Annotated in this window: 18 protein-coding genes and 1 riboswitch; of the genes, 8 read left to right on the top strand and 10 right to left on the bottom strand. The window is 71.9% G+C overall.

Features of this window, described 5'->3' with window-relative positions; translation table 11 throughout:
• Positions 1-210 precede the first annotated feature (210 nt).
• A riboswitch (cyclic di-AMP (ydaO/yuaA leader) is annotated at positions 211-399 on the top strand.
• A 3-nt stretch (positions 400-402) separates the two neighbouring features.
• Complete coding sequence (locus tag OG455_RS07160; protein WP_266291386.1) at positions 403-1,620, top strand: glycoside hydrolase family 16 protein; 1,218 nt, start codon at positions 403-405, stop codon at positions 1,618-1,620.
• A gap of 96 nt (positions 1,621-1,716) precedes the next feature.
• Here the strand turns inward: OG455_RS07160 and OG455_RS07155 are convergent, their stop codons facing one another.
• Positions 1,717-2,514: an IclR family transcriptional regulator gene (locus OG455_RS07155; RefSeq protein ID WP_266291384.1), complete on the bottom strand. Its 798-nt coding sequence runs from the start codon at positions 2,512-2,514 to the stop codon at positions 1,717-1,719.
• A gap of 194 nt (positions 2,515-2,708) precedes the next feature.
• Between OG455_RS07155 and aceB the strand changes: the two genes are divergently transcribed.
• Together aceB and OG455_RS07145 are read left to right on the top strand one after the other, a co-directional pair.
• Positions 2,709-4,358, top strand: a complete 1,650-nt coding sequence (gene aceB / locus OG455_RS07150) for a malate synthase A (protein WP_266291382.1) — start codon at positions 2,709-2,711, stop codon at positions 4,356-4,358.
• Between the two features lie 83 nt (positions 4,359-4,441).
• Positions 4,442-4,831 (top strand): gamma-glutamylcyclotransferase, encoded by a 390-nt coding sequence (locus OG455_RS07145; protein WP_266291380.1) that lies wholly within the window; start codon positions 4,442-4,444, stop codon positions 4,829-4,831.
• Here OG455_RS07145 and OG455_RS07140 read toward each other — a convergent pair.
• Positions 4,828-6,273 carry an MFS transporter gene (locus OG455_RS07140; protein ID WP_323185432.1) on the bottom strand — a complete coding sequence of 482 codons (1,446 nt, stop codon included), beginning with the start codon at positions 6,271-6,273 and terminating at the stop codon, positions 4,828-4,830. The genes OG455_RS07145 and OG455_RS07140 overlap by 4 nt on opposite strands.
• A gap of 88 nt (positions 6,274-6,361) precedes the next feature.
• On the opposite strand from OG455_RS07140, the gene OG455_RS07135 reads away from it, so the two are divergent.
• Positions 6,362-6,952, top strand: coding sequence for a TetR/AcrR family transcriptional regulator (locus OG455_RS07135; protein ID WP_266291378.1), 591 nt, complete (start codon positions 6,362-6,364; stop codon positions 6,950-6,952).
• A gap of 296 nt (positions 6,953-7,248) precedes the next feature.
• The gene (gcl, locus tag OG455_RS07130) at positions 7,249-9,027 is read left to right on the top strand and encodes a glyoxylate carboligase (RefSeq protein ID WP_266300679.1); all 1,779 of its coding nucleotides are present in this window, start codon (positions 7,249-7,251) and stop codon (positions 9,025-9,027) included.
• A gap of 133 nt (positions 9,028-9,160) precedes the next feature.
• On the opposite strand, the gene OG455_RS07125 is transcribed toward gcl, so the two are convergent.
• From OG455_RS07125 to OG455_RS07090, 8 genes are all read right to left on the bottom strand, one after another.
• The gene (locus OG455_RS07125) at positions 9,161-10,801 is read right to left on the bottom strand and encodes an MFS transporter (protein WP_266291376.1); all 1,641 of its coding nucleotides are present in this window, start codon (positions 10,799-10,801) and stop codon (positions 9,161-9,163) included.
• Between the two features lie 225 nt (positions 10,802-11,026).
• A complete protein-coding gene (locus OG455_RS07120) occupies positions 11,027-12,409 on the bottom strand; it encodes an 8-oxoguanine deaminase (RefSeq protein ID WP_266291374.1) in 1,383 nt (460 codons plus the stop codon).
• Between the two features lie 9 nt (positions 12,410-12,418).
• On the bottom strand, positions 12,419-13,891 hold the full coding sequence (locus OG455_RS07115; RefSeq protein WP_266291372.1) for a nucleobase:cation symporter-2 family protein: 1,473 nt from the start codon (positions 13,889-13,891) through the stop codon (positions 12,419-12,421).
• 295 nt (positions 13,892-14,186) lie between these two features.
• Positions 14,187-15,101: a factor-independent urate hydroxylase gene (gene pucL / locus OG455_RS07110; RefSeq protein WP_266291370.1), complete on the bottom strand. Its 915-nt coding sequence runs from the start codon at positions 15,099-15,101 to the stop codon at positions 14,187-14,189.
• 30 nt (positions 15,102-15,131) lie between these two features.
• Positions 15,132-15,467 carry a hydroxyisourate hydrolase gene (uraH, locus tag OG455_RS07105; RefSeq protein ID WP_266291368.1) on the bottom strand — a complete coding sequence of 112 codons (336 nt, stop codon included), beginning with the start codon at positions 15,465-15,467 and terminating at the stop codon, positions 15,132-15,134.
• Positions 15,468-15,550: 83 nt separating this feature from the next.
• Positions 15,551-16,081 (bottom strand): 2-oxo-4-hydroxy-4-carboxy-5-ureidoimidazoline decarboxylase, encoded by a 531-nt coding sequence (gene uraD / locus OG455_RS07100; protein ID WP_266291366.1) that lies wholly within the window; start codon positions 16,079-16,081, stop codon positions 15,551-15,553.
• A 209-nt stretch (positions 16,082-16,290) separates the two neighbouring features.
• The gene (locus tag OG455_RS07095) at positions 16,291-16,674 is read right to left on the bottom strand and encodes a helix-turn-helix domain-containing protein (RefSeq protein ID WP_266291364.1); all 384 of its coding nucleotides are present in this window, start codon (positions 16,672-16,674) and stop codon (positions 16,291-16,293) included.
• Positions 16,671-16,943, bottom strand: coding sequence for a thiamine-binding protein (locus OG455_RS07090; RefSeq protein ID WP_266300678.1), 273 nt, complete (start codon positions 16,941-16,943; stop codon positions 16,671-16,673). The genes OG455_RS07095 and OG455_RS07090 overlap by 4 nt, the downstream gene beginning before the upstream one ends.
• A gap of 210 nt (positions 16,944-17,153) precedes the next feature.
• Between OG455_RS07090 and OG455_RS07085 the strand changes: the two genes are divergently transcribed.
• From OG455_RS07085 to OG455_RS07075, 3 genes are all read left to right on the top strand, one after another.
• Positions 17,154-18,005: a TIM barrel protein gene (locus OG455_RS07085; RefSeq protein ID WP_266291362.1), complete on the top strand. Its 852-nt coding sequence runs from the start codon at positions 17,154-17,156 to the stop codon at positions 18,003-18,005.
• Positions 18,006-18,075: 70 nt separating this feature from the next.
• Positions 18,076-18,969: a 2-hydroxy-3-oxopropionate reductase gene (locus OG455_RS07080; protein ID WP_266291360.1), complete on the top strand. Its 894-nt coding sequence runs from the start codon at positions 18,076-18,078 to the stop codon at positions 18,967-18,969.
• Between the two features lie 420 nt (positions 18,970-19,389).
• Complete coding sequence (locus tag OG455_RS07075) at positions 19,390-20,535, top strand: glycerate kinase (protein WP_266291358.1); 1,146 nt, start codon at positions 19,390-19,392, stop codon at positions 20,533-20,535.
• Positions 20,536-20,632: the final 97 nt, after the last annotated feature.

The raw sequence follows: 20,632 nt of genomic DNA, 5'->3' as shown, positions 1-20,632 counted from the left end.
AGAAGCTGGGAGCCGACTGGGTGAGTCTTCATGTCCATGTAACTTGAGCGGGGCTCGCGCGACGGAAGTGCTTCGCTTTGGCGGCGGATGTGAAGCTGTGTGACTCGTGTGACATTGATGATGATCAGCTCGTCTGCCTACCCTGCAGACGTCTCGCCACCCAGCGGCGGGACCAGTCCCCGGGACGCCTAGTCCTGCCTGCCCGGGGTCGGAACCCCAGCACCGCACCAGGCAGGAGCGGGGGACCCAGGTAGTTCTGCCGTGTCCCCGCCCGCCCGCGTCCAGCCGGCTGCGCGGGGGTGCGGCTCGGGGTGAAGCCGACCGGGATCCTCCGGCGCGGCCGGGCCATCTTGCGGCCCGAACCCGACAGCTCACCTCGTAGGCGTCGCAAGAGGAACCCCCGTGATCCCTTCCGCCACCCCTGCCCGCCTCGGCATCCTCGCCGGCGCCCTCGGCCTGATCGCCGTGCCCATGGTCGGCCAGGCGAACGCCCTGACCTCGACCCTGGCGTCCGGCGGCGCGCCCACCGTCACCCAGGACCGGCTGACCCCGACCACCGCCACCGCCGGCGCGGCCACCAGCGCCGCCCTGACGCTGCACGCGGGCTCCTGCTTCACCGCGAAGACGGTGGGCGTGGGCGTGCGCGACGCCGCAGGGAACAACCTCGACTTCCCCGGGAACCGCGCCAACCAGCGGATCTGCCCGAGCGGCCTGTCGCTCACCACCGGCGCGCGGACCTTCGCGAGCGGGACGTACAGCGTCTTCGGCTTCTACCAGGACCAGGCGGGCGCCTGGCACAACCTGCCCGCGCAGAGCCTGACGGTGTCCGCGAACGCCGGCGCGGGTGGCGGCGGCAGCGCGGGCGGCAGCGGGAGCGGCACCGGCACCTCCCCGGTCACCCCGCCCGCCGCCCCGTCCGCCCCCACCGGCTCACCCGTCCCCGGCAAGGCGCTGACCTGGTCCGACGAGTTCAACGGCCCGCTCGACAGCACGAAGTGGAACGACAGCACCACCACCTCGTACAAGTACGGCAGCCACAACCCGGACGACAACAAGCTCGACTGGATCACCCCCTCCGACGTCGCGGTGGCGAACGGCACGGCCACCTTCACCGCCCAGCCCTCCAGTCACACCCTGGAGAACGGCAAGCAGGCGTGGACCACCGGCCTGCTCACCACCGAGGGCAGCCAGCAGGGCTTCAAGGTGAAGACCGGCGACTACGCCGAGGCCCGGGTGCAGCTGCCGTCCGCACCCGGCGCCTGGCCGGCGCTGTGGACCTGGGCGAACGGCGGCAGCGAGATCGACTCCTTCGAGTACCACCCGGACAACCCGAACCTGCTGGAGCTGACCAACCACGTCAACTCCGCGCAGAAGTACTACACCGACGCGAACGCGGTGAAGCCCGGCCAGTGGGTGACCATCGGCACCTACTACGGCGCCACCTCCGTCGACTACTACGTCAACGGCGTCAAGGTCTTCTCCGACAACACCGGCGTCGGTGCCAACTGGTCGGCCTACCTGATCCTCAACCTGTCGATCAGCGCCGGCCAGTACCACCCGGCCCCGAGCGGTTCCGCCCCGATCAGCTTCGCGGCGGACTACGTGCGGGTCTACCGCTAGGGGGTAGTTGACGCACTGTCAACAGGCATGCGTGCGGCCCGGATCCACGAGGATCCGGGCCGCACGCATGCCTGACGGAGGATCAGGGGCGATCGATCAGGGCGCCAGCACGGTCCCCAGCCGGTGCGCGATCTGCCGCATCACCGGCACCAGTTCCGAAGAGCCCGTCTGCCCCTCCAGCGCCCGGATCCGCGCCTCGGGGCCGGAGACCGAGAGGGCGGTGGGGGTCGGCGCGCCCGGCACGGCGACGGCGATGCAGCGCACGCCGATCTCCTGCTCCTGGTCGTCCACCACGTACCCGGCCTCGCGCGCCTGGGCCAGCTGGGCGAACAGCTCCTCGACGTCCGTCACGGTGAACTCGGTGTGCGCGGGCAGGGGTTGGGTGCCGAGCACGGCGCGGGCCTCGTCCTCGGGGAGTTGGGCGAGCAGCGCCTTGCCGACGCCGGTGCAGTGCGGCTGGACCCGGCGGCCGACCTCGGTGAACATCCGCATCGAGCGGCGCGACTGCACCTGGCCCACGTAGACCACCTCGCCGCCCTCCAGCACGGCCAGGTTGGCGGTTTCGCCAGTGGCCTCCATCAGTTCGGCCAGATACGGTCGGGCCCAGCTGCCGAGCAGCCGCCCGGCGGTCTCGCCCAGCCGGATCAGGCGCGGACCCAAGGTGTAGCGCCGCGCTGTGTCCTGGCGGACATATCCCTGCTGTGCGAGGGTACGAACCAGCCGGTGGATGGTCGGCATCGGGAGGCCCGACGTGCCGGAGAGCTCGCTCAGGGTGGCGACGCCGCCCGAGTCGGCGAGCGCTTCCAGGAGTTGGAAGGCGCGCTCGACGGACTGCACGCTCCCCGCGGAGGCGCGCTCGGATCCGGTCGAAGCTGCGGCAGGGGTGCTGGCCACCGGCGTTCCCTTTGCTGTCGGGGGAGGAGTAGAGTCCCAGCGATCTACCTCAACAAACCGTTGAAATTCTGTATCGCGGAAACTAGTGTCCACCTTACAGAATCGAACTCGCCAGTAGGTGGGTCAGATCAATTGAGGGAAGCTCCCACCGGGGCTCCCTACACCGGTTCTACCGCCCAAGGAGTGTCCTGCCCATGGCTACAGACCAGGGATCCGTCGGCGCCCCCGCCGCTCCGGTCGTCACTGTCGCCGGCCCGCGCGTCCCCCGTGCGGAGGAGGTGCTCACGCCCGACGCTGTGGCCTTCGTGGTCGGCCTCCACCGGGCCTTCGAAGACCGTCGCCAGGAACTTCTCGCCCGCCGACACACCCGGCGCGCCGAGATCGCCAGGGCGGGCACCCTCGACTTCCTCCCCGAGACCGCCGCGATCCGCGCCGGCGACTGGCGGGTGGCCCCGGCGCCGCGGGCCCTGCAGGACCGCCGCGTCGAGATCACCGGCCCGACCGACCGCAAGATGGTGATCAACGCGCTCAACTCCGGCGCCAAGATCTGGCTGGCCGACTTCGAGGACGCCACCTCGCCCACCTGGCAGTCGGTGGTCTCGGGCCAGGTCAACCTGATCGACGCCTACGAGGGCCGGATCGACTTCACCTCGCCGCAGGGCAAGGAGTACAAGCTGAAGCCCGCCGCGGAGCTCGCCACCGTGGTGGTCCGCCCGCGCGGCTGGCACCTGGACGAGAACCACCTGATGGTGGACGGCGTACCGGTGGCCGGCGCGTTCTTCGACTTCGGCCTCTACTTCTTCCACAACGCGAAGCGGCTGCTGGCCAAGGGGACCGAGGACCCGAACTCCGGTCCCTACTTCTACCTCCCGAAGACCGAGAGCCACCTTGAGGCCCGGCTCTGGAACGACGTCTTCACCCACGCCCAGGCCAAGCTCGGCATCCCGCACGGCACCATCCGGGCCACCGTGCTGATCGAGACGATCATGGCCGCCTTCGAGATGGACGAGATCCTCTACGAGCTGCGCGAGCACGCCGCCGGTCTCAACGCGGGCCGCTGGGACTACCTCTTCTCGATCGTCAAGAACTTCCGCGACGCCGGCGAGCACTACATCCTGCCGGACCGCAACAGCGTCGGCATGACCTCCCCGTTCATGGCCGCCTACGCCCGGCTGCTGGTGCAGACCTGCCACCGGCGCGGCGCGCACGCGATCGGCGGGATGGCCGCCTTCATCCCCAGCCGCAAGGACCCCGAGGTCAACGCGGCCGCCCTGGGCAAGGTCAAGGCGGACAAGGAGCGCGAGGCCGGGCTCGGCTTCGACGGCTCCTGGGTCGCCCACCCCGACCTGGTCCCGGTCGCCCGCGCCTGCTTCGACGCGGTGCTCGGCGAGCGGCCGAACCAGAAGGAGAACCCGGGCCCCGCCGAGCCGGTGACGGCCGCCGAACTGCTCGACGTCGCCGGGGCGGGCGGCTCCTGCACCGAGGCCGGCCTGCAGAACGCGGTCGCCGTCGGTCTGCGCTACTGCGAGGCCTGGCTGCGCGGGCTCGGCGCGGTCGCGATCTTCAACATGATGGAGGACGCGGCCACCGCCGAGATCTCCCGCTCGCAGATCTGGCAGTGGATCCACAACGGCGTGGTGCTCGCCGACACCGGCGAGAAGGCCACCGCCGAGCTGGCCCGCCGCCTGGTCGCCGAGGAACTGGCGGCGATCGAGGCCGAGTCGGGCGCCGAGGTGTACGCGGCCGGCCGGTGGGCCGAGGCGCGCGACCTCTTCGAGCAGGTGTCGCTCGCCGAGGACTTCGTCGACTTCCTGACGCTGCCAGGCTACGCACGGCTCGGCTGAGCCCGTACCGCCGTTTCGTACGGTCCGCCGGGGCGAACACTCCCCGGTGGACCGTGCGCGCTCCTCCAGAAAGGCCCTACCCCATGGTCCGGATGTTCCTCAACGGCCAGGCGATGCGCGGCGGCGAGTTCCACCCGCTGCTCGGCGACTCGCCGTTCCTCGGCGTGGTCCGCACCGCGCCCGGCCACCGCTTCTTCTCCATCCGCGACGTCTGCCCCGGGCTGCTGCCCGACCCGAAGGCGGACACCGCGATCGAGGGCGAGCTGTACGAGGTGACCCTGGAGTTCCTGCGCGACGTGCTGCTCCCCGGTGAGCCGCCCGAGTTGGAGTTCGGCGTGATCGAGCTGGCGGATGGCAGCGCCTGCTTCTCGATGGTGCTCGCCCGCGGCGAGTTGGAGCGCGGAGCGCACCGTGAGATCACCGGATTCGGCGGCTGGCGCGCCTACCTGGCCACGCTGGGGCGCGCCTTCTAGCGCGCCTTCTGGCGCGCCGGCTGATGCTCCGGGCGCGGCGTGCGGATCACCAGGACCGCCACCAGCAGGCCCAGCAGCATGATCGCGCCGCCGCCCGCGAAGGCCGCGTCCAGCCCGTGCGTCTGGTGCGCGGTCGGGCTGCCGCCGCCGTGCCGGGTGGCGGTGCCGTAGACCGAGACCAGGATCGCGGTGCCCACCGTCCCGCCGCTCCACTGCAGGGTCTGCAGCAGCCCGGCGGCCGCGCCCGAGCGCGCCGGGCTCACCCCGGTCAGCACCAGCACGCTCATCGGCATGAACGTCAGCCCGGCGCCCAGGCCCATCAGCAGCAGCGGCCCGAGCAGCGTGGTGGGGTAGTCACCGTGCTCCGGCAGCCTGGAGAGCCACAGGCTGCTGCCGACCAGCAGGGCCGCGCCGGCGATCAGCAGCGGCCGGGTGCCGGTCCGGCCCAGCACCTTGGGCACCAGCCGCACGGTGGCGAACATCGACAGCGTCAGGGGCAGGAAGGCCAGGCCGGTGCGGAGCGCGCTGTAGCCGAGCAGCTCCTGGAAGGCCAGGGTCAGGAAGAAGAAGGCGGGGAACATCCCGGCCGGCATCAGCAGCAGGTTGAGGTAGGCGCCGGCCCGGCTCCGCTCGCGCAGCAGTTCCAGCGGCAGCAGCGGTTGCGCGGCCCGGCGCTCGTGCAGCACGAAGGCGGCCAGCAGCACCAGGGCCGCCGCGAAGCCGCCCACGGCGAGCGGGTCGCCCCAGCCGCGCTCGGCCGCCCGCAGGAACCCGTAGACCAGCGCGGTGCTGCCCAAGGTGCCGGTGACCGCCCCGCCGGCGTCGAACGAGCCCCGGTGGCGCGGCGGTTCGGTGAGCAGCCGGGGCGCGGCCAGGGCCACCACCAGGCCCACCGGGACGTTGATCAGCAGCGACCAGCGCCAGGAGAACCAGCTGGTCAACAGTCCGCCCAGGACCAGGCCGACCGAGGCGCCCGCGCTGGCGGCGGCCGAGTAGAGGCCCAGTGCCCGGTTGCGCGGCCGGCCCTCGGCGAAGTTGGTGGCGATCAGGGCCAGCACGTTGGGCGTGCTGAGCGCGGCCCCGACGCCCTGGGCGCCCCGCGCGGCCAGCAGCCAGCCGCTGTCGGGCGCCAGTCCGCCGAGCAGCGAGGCGAGGGTGAAGACGAGGACGCCGGTGGTGAAGACGCGGCGGCGGCCCAGCCGGTCGCCGAGCCGGCTGCCAAGCAGCAGCAGGCCGCCGAAGGTCAGCGAGTAGGCGTTCGGCACCCAGGACAGCGCGGTGGCGGAGAAGCGCAGTTGGCGCTGCAGGGCGGGCAACGCGACGTTCACCACGGTCGCGTCGACGGCGATCATCAGATAGGCGCCGACCAGCACGGCCAGTACGGCCCCTGAGCCGCGGTCGGTGGTCGATGAGGTGTTGGATACCGGGGACAGAACTGTCACAAGGGCTCCTCGGGCATAATCGGAGAGAGTCTCCGATTGACGGTCCATAAGATACGGAGAGAGTCTCCGTTTAGCAAGAGGAGTCCGCATGCCCGCTGAGCCCCCGGTGCCCGCCGGGCGACCGATGCGCGCCGATGCCCGCCGCAACTACGAGCGGCTGCTCGCGGCGGCGGCCGAGGCCTTCGCCGAACGGGGTGCCGGCGCCTCGATGGACGAGATCGCCAAGCGGGCCCAGGTCGGCGCGGGCACCCTCTACCGGCACTTCCCGACCCGTGAGGAGCTGGTCGCTGCGGTCTACCGGGCCGGCCTGGAGGAGGCCTGCGCCCAGGCGCGCTCGCTGCTGGAGCGGAGCGAGCCGGGCGAGGCGCTGTTCGCCTGGCTGCCGGTGCTGGCCACCCACTGGCGCGACTGCGGCGAGCTGAAGACGCTGCTGGCCGCCGCCGCCGAGCACGACGGCGAGCTGCTGTCGGGCCTGCGCGAGCAGATCGTCGACACCGCCGAGGCGGTGCTGGCGGACGCCAGGGCGGCCGGCACGGTCCGGGACGACCTGCGCACCTTGGAGCTGCTGCGCATGCTGCACGCCGCCGTGATGGCCGCCGGTGACTGGGGTGGCAGCGACGTGGTGACGGTCGAGCGGATGGTCGAGCTGGTGGTGGACGGACTCTGCCCACGCGGCTGACCGGCGCCGACCGGGTGGTGTGAGCCGGCCGGCAGGGCTGGTGACGCGCCTGCGCCGGGGCTCGTCGCGCCCCATGGGTGCGTATACGAATCGTGTGTTCGCTCCGAAGGTCGGGCAGGTCGGGGTGCTGGTCCTGGCGGGATCGCCAATGGCCGAGCGTTCAACGAGTTGTTGAAGATGGGGCGGCGGAACTCTTGACGCCCCGTCGAGCCGCCGCCTACCTTTATTTCGCATCCTAAAAGCAATATTCCGTATTGTGGAATACGAGCCGACCGCAGGAGTACCCGATGCCCCGAATGACAGCCGCCCGCGCGGCAGTGGAGATCCTCAAGCGCGAAGGCGTCGAGGTCGCGTTCGGCGTGCCGGGCGCCGCGATCAACCCCTTCTACCGGGCGCTGAAGGAGGGCGGCGGGATCAAGCACACGCTGGCCCGCCACGTCGAGGGCGCCTCGCACATGGCCGAGGGCTACACCCGCACCAAGGCCGGCAACATCGGCGTCTGCATCGGCACCTCGGGTCCGGCCGGCACCGACATGATCACCGGCCTGTACTCGGCGATCGCCGACTCGATCCCGATCCTCTGCATCACCGGCCAGGCGCCGGTCGCCAAGCTGCACACCGAGGACTTCCAGGCCGTCGACATCGCCTCCATCGCGCGGCCGGTCACCAAGGCCGCGACCACCGTGCTGGAGGCCGCGCAGGTCCCCGGCGTCTTCCAGCAGGCCTTCCACCTGATGCGCTCCGGCCGTCCGGGCCCGGTCCTGATCGACCTGCCGATCGACGTCCAGCTGACCGAGATCGAGTTCGACCCGGAGACCTACCAGCCGCTGCCGGTCTACAAGCCGGCCGCGAGCCGCGCCCAGATCGAGAAGGCGATCCAGTTCCTGCTGGACTCCGAGCGCCCGCTGATCGTGGCCGGCGGCGGCATCATCAACGCCGACGCCGCCGACCTGCTGGTCGAGTTCGCCGAGCTGACCGGCACCCCGGTCATCCCCACCCTGATGGGCTGGGGCGCCATCGCCGACGACCACGAGCTGAACGCCGGCATGGTCGGCGTGCAGACCTCGCACCGCTACGGCAACGCGAACTTCCTGGCCTCGGACTTCGTCCTGGGCATCGGCAACCGCTGGGCCAACCGCCACACCGGCTACAAGCTGGACGTCTACCGGGGCGAGCGCACGTTCGTCCACGTGGACATCGAGCCCACCCAGATCGGCCGGATCTTCGCCCCGGACTTCGGCATCGCCTCCGACGCCAAGGCCGCGCTGGAGCTCTTCGTCGAGGTGGCCAAGGAGCTCAAGGCCGCCGGCAAGCTGCCGGACCGCGGCGCGTGGGTGGCCGCCACCCAGGAGCGCAAGGCGACCCTGCAGCGCCGCACCCACTTCGACAACGTGCCGATCAAGCCGCAGCGCGTGTACGAGGAGATGAACAAGGCCTTCGGCCCGGAGACCCGCTACGTCACCACCATCGGCCTGTCCCAGATCGCCGGCGCCCAGATGCTGCACGTCTACAAGCCGCGCCACTGGATCAACTGCGGCCAGGCGGGGCCGCTGGGCTGGACCATCCCGGCCGCGCTCGGCGTCGCCACCGCCGATCCCGAGTCCCCGGTGGTCGCGCTCTCCGGCGACTACGACTTCCAGTTCATGCTGGAGGAGCTGGCGGTCGGTGCCCAGCACAAGATCCCCTACGTCCACGTGCTGGTCAACAACGCCTACCTGGGCCTGATCCGGCAGGCGCAGATCGGCCTGGACATCAACTTCCAGGTCAACCTGGAGTTCGAGAACATCAACTCGCCCGAACTCGGCGTCTACGGCGTGGACCACGTCAAGGTCGTCGAGGGCCTGGGCTGCAAGGCGATCCGGGTCACCGACCCGAACGAGCTCGGCGCCGCCTTCGAGCAGGCCAAGAAGCTCGCCGCCGAGTTCCAGGTGCCGGTCGTGGTCGAGGCGATCCTGGAGCGGATCACCAACATCGCGATGAGCAGGACCGCCGACATCAGCGACGTCAGCGAGTTCGAGGAGCTGGCCACCGAGCCCGGCCACGCCCCCACTGCGATCAAGGCGCTGAAGGTCTGAGCGGTCGGCAGGACCGAGTGCCGCGGGGCCCGTCGACCACTGCTCGACGGGCCCCGCGCGCTCTCCGGACAGCTGTCTCCAGGCGCCTTCACGTGCCTTCACGTGCCGCCAGGCGCCCCGCGCCGCGCCGCGCTCAGCGCCCCTTCGCCAGGCCGGACCGGCAGGGGCTGCCCCGGTCGAAGGAGTACTTCCCGGCGATCCGGTAGGTGCCGGGAGCGGGCGCGTAGAGCACCGTCCAGTCGCCCGCCTCGGCCAGGCAGCCGTCCGCGTCGCCCTGGTCCCCGGCGATGCCCAGCCAGGGCGACCAGGGCAGCAGCAGGTGCACCGGACCGGCGTTGGGCACCCGCACGGTCAGTGAGGCGGGACCGGCCTGCTGCACCACGGCCGGCGGCTCGGCCAGCGGGGTGGCGTCGGTGACCCGGAAGAGCCGCCAACTGCCGTGCTGCCAGACCGGGGCCAGCCACGGCTGCCCGGCCGAGACCAGTGCCGCCTCCTCCACCGCCGCGTCGTCCGGCTTGTCGGTGGAGAGCGCCACGAAGCCCACGCCCCAGCGCCGCAGCCAGGTGTGGTAGTCCTGCGGGGCGAGCTTGTCGGCGTAGAAGAGCGGGTTGCGGGTGACGTCCGCCTGCCGGTTCCAGCCGCGCGCCAGGTCCACGTACGGTGCCACCCCGCTGGCCTCCCAGTGCGAGGCGAGCGGGACCACCTCGACCCGGGCGCGGTCGGCGCCCACCTGGTGCAGTTCGTTGATCAGCGCCTTGCCGTCGGCGGCGGCCCGGGCCACCGGCACGGTCACCACCAGGTCGCCCATCGTCCGCCCGGTCAGCCAGCAGGCCACCGAGAGGTAGGCGACGGCCACCAGCAGCGCCCGGCGGCGGGTCAGCCGCCGCGCGTTGAGCAGGACCGCGAGCAGCACACTGCCGGCGAAGAGCAGGCTCAGCCGCTCCACGTTGCTGCCCACCGGCGAGGGGACCAGCCAGACCAGCACCACCCCGGCCGCGTAGACCAGCGCCCCGCGCCGCACCGCCGACCAGTCGTCAGGCACCAGCCAGGCCACCGCCAGCGCGGCGGCCACCACCGGCGCGGCGGCCCACCAGTCGAAGGGCTGCACCCCGTAGAAGGGGAAGAGCAGCGAGGTGCCGGTCACCACCACCACCGGCGCCGCGGCCAGCGGCCAGCAGTCCCGGCGGCGGCCGGTCAGCAACAGCGCGGCGGCCGCCACCTCCAGGAAGAGGCCGACCACCGGGCTGCCCATGGTGGCCAGCGCCGCCAGCGCGAACAGGGCCGTGCCGCGCAGCCGCGGCCCGCCGCGGGTGAAGGCGAGCACGGTGGCGGCCAGGCCGAAGGCCACTCCGACCGCGAAGGTCACCCGGCCTGACGCCACGTCGCACCAGAGCGCGAACGCCGTCCAGAGCGCCGGGGCCAGCGGCCGCCGCAGACCCGAGCGGGTGAGCAGGACGGCCGCCAGCGCGGCGGAGGCGGTGCCGGCCAGCACACCGGTGGTCCGCACTCCCAGCAGGCCCATCAGGTACGGCGACAGCACGCTGTACGAGGCGGTGTGGATCCCGCCGTACCAGGACAGGTTGTACGCCGCGTCAGGGTGCTGGCGGGTGAACTCGGTCCAGGCGTACTGCGCCGCCAGATCACCCGCGTCGTTGGCCAGCGCCAGGGCCCAGATCAGGTGCAGCACCGCGGCCAGCAGGGTGGCGGCGATCACCGGATCGCGCAGGGCGGCGGGCAGGCGGGCAGCGGGAGTCGCCGACCCCACGGTGGTCATATGGTCTCTTTCGGCCGTCGAGGAGCGGTGCGCGGTCACTGAGCTGAGTACCAGTAACCTACGATGCCCTGCCGCACGGTACGCCACAGCCCCGGACCCTCGCCGTGGGTCCGGGGCTGCGGTCCGCCCGACCTGGTGGTCGGACGGAGTCCGGGTCACGCACCGTCCCTGGGCGGCCCGGAGTAGGGGGAGCGGGCCACCCACCGGGCGGCCCGCACGGTCGGTTCAGCCGCGGGCGGCCAGCTCCTTGGCGGCACGGGCGCAGGCCAGCGCGATCTGGTCCTCGTTGACGGTGGTCAGGGTGCCCTTCTCGACCACCGCGTTGCCGTTGACGAAGAGCGCGGCCAGCGGCGGCAGGGCGCCCAGGGTCAGCGCGGCCACCGGGTCGGCGATCGAGGAGTGCATGATGCCGTCGACCTTCCAGAGCGCCAGGTCGGCCAGCTTGCCCACCTCGATCGAGCCGATCTCGTGCTGCCGGCCCAGCACCCGGGCGCCGCCCATGGTGCCCAGGCGCAGCGCGCCGCGCGCGGTGAGCGCGTCGGGGCGGCCGTGCAGACGGTTGATCAGCAGCGCGTTGCGCAGCTCGGTGCCCAGCTCGCCGGACTCGTTGGAGGCGGTGCCGTCCACGCCCAGGCCCACCGGGACGCCGGCCCTCAGCATGTCGGGGACCCGGGCGATGCCGGCCGCCAGGCGCGCGTTGGAGGAGGGGCAGTGCGCGACACCGGTGCCGGTCTCGGCGAACTTGGCGATGTCGGAGTCGTTCATGTGGACGCAGTGCGCCATCCAGACGTCCTCGCCCAGCCAGCCGGTCGACTCGAAGTAGTCGGTGGGGCCCATGCCGAAGAGCTCCTTGCAGAACTGCTCCTCCTCGGCCGTCTCCGAGCCGTGGGTGTGCAGGCGCACGCCCTTGCGGCGGGCCAGCACGGCGGCCTCGCGCATCAGCTCGGTGCTCACCGAGAACGGCGAGCAGGGCGCGATGGCCACGTGCAGCATCGAGCCGAAGGAGGCGTCGTGGTAGGTGTCCACGGCCGCCTCGGAGGCGATCAGGATCTCCTCGGTGCTCTCCACCGCGTGGTCCGGCGGCAGGCCGCCGTCCTTCTTGCTGCGGTCCATCGAGCCGCGCAGCGCGGTGAAGCGCAGGCCGAGCGACTGGACGGCCTCGATCGAGGCGCCCAGGATGTCGCCGCCGTCCTTCGGGAAGACGTAGTGGTGGTCGCTGGCCGTGGTGCAGCCGGACTTGAGCAGCGCGGCCGCCGAGCCGAGGGTGGCGGCGTGCACGAGCCTGTCGTCGATCCGGGCCCAGGTCGGGTAGAGCGCGACCAGCCAGTCGAAGAGGATGTTGTCCTGCGCCAGGCCCCGGGTGATCCACTGGTAGAAGTGGTGGTGGGTGTTGACCAGGCCGGGGGTGATCAGATGGCCTTCGCCGTTGATCCGGCGCACCACGTTGTCCAGCCACTGCGGCGCGGGACCGTCGCCGACCGACTCGATGAGGTTGCCCTTGATCACGACGTGGCCGCGGGCGTACTCGGTGTCGGTGGCGTCGACGGTGGCGATCGCGACGTTCTCGATCACGATCCGCTGGTCGGCGGGCGGGGGCTGGACTGCCATGGGTGACTCCTAGGGAGTGGGGGAGGGGCGCGCCGCCGCGGGGCGCGCGCCCAGGTGATGGAAGAGCAGGTTGAGCAGGACGGCCGCCACGCAGCCGGCCGAGATGCCCGACTGCAGCAGGGTGCGGACGGCCGGCGGGAAGGCGTCGTAGAAGTCGGGCACGGCGATCGGGACGATGCCGATGCCGAGCGAGACCGAGACCAGGATGACGTTCGACCCGGACTCCAGACCGGCCTCACCGAGCGTCTTGATGCCGCTGGCGGCGACCGTGCCGAAGAGCACGATCCCGGCGCCGCCGAGCACCGGTTGCGGGACCAGCGAGACCACCGAGCCGAGCACCGGGAAGAGCCCGAGCACGATCAGGATCCCGCCGGCGGCCGCCACCACGAAGCGGCTGCGGATCTTCGTCAGCGCCACCAGCCCGATGTTCTGGGCGAAGGCGCTGCAGGCGAAGCCGTTGAGCAGCGGGCTGAGCGCGGTGGCCAGGCCGTCGGCGCGCAGCCCGGCGGCCAGTGTGGGCGCGTCGGCCGGCCGGTCGACGATCCGCCCCAGCGCCAGCATGTCGGCGGTGGACTCCGTCATCGCGACCACCATGACGACGCACATCGAGGTGATCGCGGAGGCGTCGAGGACCGGCGCGCCGAAGTGGAGCGGGGAGGGGAGCGCGAAGAGCTTCGCGTCCCGCACCGCGCCGAAGTCCGCCAGCTTCAGCGGAAAGGCCAGCGCGGTGCCGATCGCCAGGCCGAACAGCAGCGAGAGCTGCTGCCAGAAGCCGCGCAGTACCCGGTTGAGGAGCACCACGACGGCCAGCGTGAGCGCGGCCAGACCGATCGCGCGCATCGAGCCGTAGCCCGGTGCGCCCGGACTCTCGCCGCCGCGCGCCCAGTTCACCGCCACCGGCAGCAGCGACACCCCGATCAGGGTGATCACCGTGCCCTGCACGATCGGCGGGAAGAACCGCACCAGCTTGCTGAAGTACGGCGCCGCCAGGAAGCACAGGGCTCCCGCGACGATCACCGCGCCGAAGATCACCGGGAGGGCGGTCCTGGCGCTGTGCTCCTTGGCGATGGCGAGCACGGGGGCGACGCCGGCGAAGGAGACGCCGTTGACGAACGGCAGCCGGGCGCCGATCCGCCCGCGCGCGAGGGGACCCCTGGCGACGGAGTGGAACAACCCCAGCGTCTGGAGCAGGGTGGCCAGACCCGCGGTGAAGAGGCTGGCCGAGATGAGCAGGGCGAGCTCGCCGGGCGCGAGCCCGACGCCGGCGCCGATGATGAGCGGGGGTGCGACCACGCCCGCGTACATCGCGGCGACGTGCTGCAGACCGGTACCGAGGAGTTCGACCGGGGGCAGCAGCTCGTCCACGGGGTGGACCGCACGGTCCGACGACGTGCCGGGGAGGCGAGCTGTCGTGTCGTCGGACCGCGCTGGTCCGCTCGGGGGGTAACCGCCGTCGGTACTGCTGGTGGAGCGGAGTGCCATGTCGAGCTCCTCTGGTGCTCGCGGCTCTCGGCGCGCCCGTGGTGCTGGTGACGTGGTGATCGGAGGTCGCCCGGGGGCGGGACGGCGGATCGAGAATCCCTCGGGCTGCGTCTCCAGCTCTCCGGGCCTGCAGCCGTGAGGCGTGCACGATCTCCGGTGGGTGGGGGTGGAGAGACAGGTGAAGCGGGTGGAGCGGGCGGTGCGGGTGGGGCGGGCAGTGCGGGTGGAGCGGGGCGCTCCGGACCGGCCGGCCCGCGGGGGCCGGGGGGCGCGGTGCGGAGCGGTGGCCATCGGCTCAGACGACCGGGATGACCGGGGTGACGCCCTCGCGGTGCACGGTGCCCTCGATCAGGCCGTACATCCGGTCGGCGGCGTAGTAGACCTCGTTGTCGTTCTTCAGGTCGAAGGGCGACAGGTCCACCAGGAAGTGGTGCTTGTTCGGCAGCTCCAGGCGGACCTCGTCCACCTCGGCCCGGTTGTTCAGCACCCGGGTGCCCATCGCGTGCAGGGTCTGCTGCAGCGAGTAGGAGTAGGTCTCCGCGAAGGCCTCCAGCATGTGGCGGCGCACGTGCTGGTAGGAGCGGTTCCAGTTCGGCTGGGCCTCACCCTCCCGGCCGCTGAAGGAGTACTTCCAACGGGCCGTCACCTGGGTGGCCAGGATCCGGTCGTAGGCCTCCTGCAAGGTGGTGTACTTGTCCTTGATGTAGCCCCAGAACTCGGAGTTGGTCGTGTTCATCACGACCAGGTCCTTGAGGCCGGAGATCACCTGGACGGTTTCGCCGTCGTAGACGACCTCGGTGGTGCGCACCTCGCCGCCATCGCGGACGAAGGAGTGGCCGACCTCCTCGGAGCCGATGAAGCGCGAGGAGTTGTCCGGTGTCTTGATCCGGTTCCAGGTGTACTCCTCGATCCGGATCCGGGCGCTGCGCACCGGCTCCGTGCTGTCGACGAAGTGGCGCGCCAGCGTGATGCCGAACGCCTCCGCCGACTCGATGCCGTACTCCTTGGCGAAGGCGTAGACGGTGTTCTTGGTGGTGTCGGTGGGCAGGCAGTTGGCGTTCGAGCCGGTGAGGTGGACGTCCTCGTAGTCACCCTGGAGGGCGACCGAGACGTTCAGGTCCTTGATCTCGTGACGGGTGCTGTCACGGTAGACCCGGACGATGCGGTTCTCCGCCTTGCCGTACTGGTTCTGACCGAGCACGTGGGCCATGGCCGTCGGCTCCTTTACTGTGTCGACCGTCTAGCTTCCGCGGTAGACGGAATATCCGAAGGGGTTCAGCAGCAGCGGCACGTGGTAGTGCCGCTGCGCGGGCGCGACCGTGAAGACGATCGAGACCTCGGGGAAGAACGGCGTCTCGTCGGACTTGGGCGCGTAGTAGGCCGCCGTGTCGAAACGGAGCCGGACGACCGAGCCCGCCTCCACGGCCGGCAGGTCCTTGGCCCGGCCGTCGGAGTCCGTGGCGGAGGTGCCGAGCACCGTCCAGCCACCCTCGGTGTTGAGTGCGAGCTCGACCGGCACGCCCTCGGCCGGGCGGCCGATGCTGGTGTCGAGCACGTGGGTGGAGATGCCAGTCATGGCGGAAGTGACCTTACTGGTGGCAGGAATGACGATATGTCAGCTGATGGTCAGTCAGTTCGGAACTGCCGCGGCCTGGGCCGTCAGGCGGCCGGCTCGTCCAGGAGTCGGTTGAGCCGGATGTCGTTGATCTTGCGCAGCTCGCCGCGGACGATCTCGGCCTCGGTGGCCGCGTCGTTGGAGAAGCGTTCGCGCAGCGCGGCGAGCATGGTGGCCGCGGTGCGCCCGGTGGCGCAGATCAGGAACACGTGGCCGAACTTCGCCTCGTAGGCGGCGTTGGCCTCGCGCAGGTCATCGAGGAGCGCTTGGTCCACTCCGTGGATGCCGGCCTGCTCGCGCTCGGAGGTGGCGTCGCCCGCCTTGGGCTTGCCGATCCGGGCGTGGCCGGCCATCGCGTCGTCCAGGTCGGCGACCGCGAGCGAGTCCATGGCGGCCGAGTTGGCGGCCAGCAGGGCCTCGCGGTCCGACCAGGGGCGGCGGCCGGCGACGGCCGCGGCCCAGGTGGGGCTGGAGCATACTTCGAGCAGTGCCCGCTCCAGCTCGGCGGCCGGGGCCGCCGCCAGCGCCGTCAGGGCGCCGGCCGCGTCAACTGACGCGTGGGGGTGGTTGGTCACGGGTGGACCTCCTGAAGAGTGGTGCCACCCGCAAAAGCTAGATCCACCACCCCCGGTCGTCAACACTTTGTTGAAGCCTTGGTGGTTACGTTTCGAACCGCTGGTGCCGTTCGCCCGCTTTCGTGTGCGATCCGCCAAGTGTGCCGCGGTCGCCGCTCGGCAAGACTTGCCTGGTCAGCCGGTCCGCGGATCGCTCGGCCGACCGGTCGTCAGCCGCCCTTGGGGCCCTCGACCTGTCGGTTGAGGTAGTTGTACACCGTGAAGCGGCTGACGCCCAGGGCGGAGGCGACCGTCTCCACCCCGTGTCGCACGGTGAAGGCGCCGCGTTCCTCCAGCAGGGCGACGACGCGCTGCTTCTCCAGCCGGTCCAGCTCGCTGAGCGGTCGGCCGTCGAACTGGCGGGTCATCTCGGCCAGCAGGCGGTCGAGCGCGCTGCTCAGGTGGGGCAGTCGGACGGCGAGCGCCGGCCGGCCGTCCCACTCCAGGACCACGTCGTCGGCCTTGGCCTCGGCGGGGTCCAGGGCCCTCGCGCCGACCGCGTCCAGCAGGGGCTTTATCGCCCGGGTGAGCGGGTGCTCCAGGTCGTCGGTCACTGCGTACCCACTCCTTCGGGGCTCTCGGGGCCGGCTTCGGCTTCGGTGACCACGCTGACCTGGAACGAGATCCGGCTGGCGCCGGCCTCCAGGGAGTCGTGCAGCAGCCGGGAGACGGCGGCGAGCACCTGCTCGGCCCCGCCCTCCGCGCTGGTGCCGAAGGGGCCGACCGAGACGGCGAGGCCCGCCTCGTCGACCACCCGGCGGGCCGCCACCGCGTGGTCCGGGAAGTTGACCAGTTCGAACGGTTCTGTCGTGAACTCCACCATCAATCGCACCAGGTCACTGTAGCGAGCGGGTGGCGGAGTGGACCCCTCGGGCGAAAGTGCTTCAACAAACTGTTGCAGGGCCCTTGACACTCCCTCGGGTGCTCGTGGCAAGCTTCCACCAAGCAGAATCCTTCTTCCGCATCATGGAAGAGTGGACGCCTCCCGGCGGTAAGCACGGGGAGGATGACGGAGAACTGAAAGGTCAGGGACGTGACGGCCGCTTCCGAGTACGCGTCAGTTGATGGACGCGCCACGATCAACCTGTCGATCCTCTTCACGGAGCTCCCGCTCCTGGAGCGCCCCGCCGCCGCGGCGGCCGCCGGCTTCACCGCGGCCGAGCTGTGGTGGCCCTTCGGCACCGACACGACCCCGTCCGACGCCGAGCTGGACGCGCTGCGCAAGGCCTTCACCGACGCCGGGGTGCGCCTCACCGGCCTGAACTTCCTCGACGACCTGTCGGTGGGCGCCAAGGGCACCGCCTCGGTTCCGGCCGAGAGCGAGCGCTTCCGCGCCAACATCCCGGTCGCCGCCGCGCTCGCCGAGTCGCTGGGCGCCGGCGCGCTCAACGCCATCTACGGCAACCGCGTCGAGGGCGTCGGCGCCGAGGAGCAGGACGCCCTCGCGCTGGCCAACCTCACCCTGGCCGCCCGGGCCGCGCACGCCTTCGGCGCGGTGCTGCTGATCGAGGCGCTGAACCGCAACGACGCCCCCGACTACCCGCTGCACACCGCGCGGGCCGCCGTCGAGGTGGTCGACCGGATCAACGCCGCCACCGGGCTCGGCAACGCCAAGTTCCTCTGCGACCTGTACCACCTGTCGATCAACGGCGAGGACCTGAACGCCGTCATCGACACCCACGCGGACAAGATCGGCCACGTGCAGATCGCCGACAACCCGGGCCGCAACGAGCCCGGCACCGGCGAGCTGGACATCGCGGGCCTGCTGGACCGCCTCACCGCGGCCGGCTACACGGGCCCGATCGGCCTGGAGTACAAGCCCGCCGGCGGCGTCAGCGCCGACAGCTTCGGCTGGCTGCCGCGCGAGCTGCGCCCCGCCCGGTAGCCGAGCGCCGGCCCCGTCGTGGCCGACCGCACCCCTCACCTCCCCGCATCTCCACGTAAGGAACGACGCGATGAGCGCCTCTCGCAAGATCGCTTTTGTCGGCCTGGGCATCATGGGCCGCCCGATGGCCGTCAACCTGGTCAAGGCCGGCCACGACGTCACCGGCTTCGACCTGTCCCAGGCCTCGATCGACGCCGTGATCGCGGCCGGCGGCCACGGTGCGAGCAGCATCGCGGACGCGGTGAAGGACGCCGAGATCGTCATCACCATGGTCCCCGCCGACCCGCAGGTCGAGAAGGTCATCCTCGGCGAGGGCGGTGTGCTCTCCAGCGTGCGGGCCGGCACGCTCGTGATCGACATGTCCTCGATCACCCCGCAGACCTCGATCAAGGTCGAGGCCGCGGCCAAGGAGAAGGGCGTCCGCACCCTGGACGCCCCGGTCTCCGGCGGCGAGGCCGGCGCGGTCGAGGCGGTGCTCTCGATCATGGTCGGTGGCGCGGCCGAGGACTTCGCCGAGGCCAAGCCGGTCTTCGACTCGCTCGGCACCACGGTCATCCACGTCGGCCCGGCCGGTGCCGGCCAGACCGTGAAGGCCGCCAACCAGCTGATCGTGGCCGTCAACATCCAGGTCGTGGCCGAGGCCGTGGTCTTCCTGGAGAACGCGGGCGTCGACCTGCCGGCCGCGCTGGACGTCCTCGCGGGCGGCCTGGCCGGCTCCACGGTGCTGAACCGCAAGAAGGCCAACATGGTCGACCGCGAGTTCGCCCCGGGCTTCCGGATCGACCTGCACCACAAGGACATGGGCATCGTGACGGCCGCGGCCCGCGCCGTCGAGGCCCCGCTGCCGGTCGGCTCGCTGGTCGCCCAGCTGGTCGCCTCGGCCCGTGCCAACGGCGACGGCTCGCTGGACCACTCGGCCCTGCTGCGCGGCGTGGAGCGCCTCGCCGGCCGCGAGGTCGAGTAGGGCCGCGAGGTCCAGCAGGCCTGCGAGGTCCAGTAGGGCCATGAGGTCGAGCAGACCTCCGGGCCTGCCGGGTGACCGGCAGGCCCCGTTTCCCACAGACTCCTCCTGGTGGCGTGTACCTGTCCGGTCGTGCCCGCGTCACCAGGAGGGCACCATCGATCAGCGGGTGGCCGTGGGGCTCATCCACTCCCGGCTCCGGCCGGGGGCAAACCCACCCGCTGATCGTGCCAACCGGCGGCGCCGCGCACTTCGGTCGTGCGCGAGGCGCCGCCCGGCCCCCTCCCTCGCCGAGGGGAGCCTCCCGTACGTCGGAAGCGGGACGGGAGGAACGGCGGGGGAGGGGGTCGCACCCCGCTCCAGCGGATACGAGTCCGCATGATTGAAAGACCATCAGCTCATCCCGGAAGTGAGGCCCGCATCATGCCCGCCACCCCCACCCAGGGCCATGTGGTCGTAGCTCCCGACAAGTTCAAGGGCACCCTGGAGGGCGCCGAGGTCGCCGCCCGGCTGGCCGCCGGGATCCGCCGGGTCGTCCCCGGCGTCGAGGTCCGCGAGCTGCCGGTCGCCGACGGCGGTGAGGGCACCCTGGCCGCCGCGCTCGCGGCCGGCTTCACCCGGATCCCGGCCAAGGTGGCCGGGCCCACCGGACTGCCGGTGGATGCCGCGATCGCGATCAAGGGCGACGTCGCCGTGGTCGAACTGGCCCAGGCCTCGGGCCTGGCCCGGCTCCCCGGCGGGCGCACCGCCCCGCTCGCGGCCGGCTCCTTCGGGGTGGGCCAGCTGATCGGACGGGCCGTCAGCCTGGGCGCCGAGCGGATCGTGCTGGGCTTGGGCGGGTCGGCCTGCACCGACGGCGGCGCGGGCATGGTCCAGGCGCTGGGCGTGGGCCTGTTCGACGCCGAGGGCGGCGAGCTGCCGCCCGGCGGCGGCGCGCTGCGCCGGCTGGACCGGCTGGACCCGGGCGCGCTGGCCGACACCCTCGGCGGGGTGGAGATCGTGGTCGCCTGCGACGTGGACAACCCGCTGCTCGGCGCCCGCGGCGCCACCGCCGTCTACGGCCCGCAGAAGGGCGCGGAGGGCGAGGAACTGGCGGTCCTGGAGCAGGGCCTGACCCGCTGGGCCGACGTGGTGCGGGCGAGCACCGGCGAAGACTTCCGTGACGCCCCCGGCGCCGGGGCCGCGGGCGGGGTCGGCTTCGCCGCCCTGGCCCTGCTGGGCGCCACCATGCGGCCCGGCATCGAGTTGCTGCTCGAACTGCTGGGCTTCGACGAGGCCGTGCGTGGGGCACGCCTGGTCGTGACCGGTGAGGGTTGCCTGGACGCGCAGACGCTGCACGGCAAGGCCCCCGCCGGAGTCGCCGCGGCGGCCACCGGGGCGGGGGTTCCGGTGGCCGCTGTGGCGGGTCGGCTCGAACTGGCCGAGGACGAATGGCGCGGGGCCGGCTTCGTGGCCGCCTACGCGCTGACCGATCTGGCCGAGCAGCCGGGGGACAGCCTCAGCAAGGCGGCCGAGCTGGCCGAACTGGCGGGGGAGATGCTGGCCAGGGACCTGCTCACGGGTCGCTGAGCCGCCCGGGGCGGGCCGGTTCCGGCCGCGGGTGACTCGTGCGTGGCCCGTGCGTGGCCCGTGCGTGGCTCGATCGGCGTTCTTCGCTGCCCCAGAG

It is taken from the genome of Kitasatospora sp. NBC_01287, assembly GCF_026340565.1.
In the GTDB taxonomy this organism is placed as follows: Bacteria; Actinomycetota; Actinomycetes; order Streptomycetales; family Streptomycetaceae; genus Kitasatospora.
The sequence above is the reverse complement of the archived record's forward strand: the minus strand, read 5'-3'. Positions and strand labels throughout refer to the sequence as shown.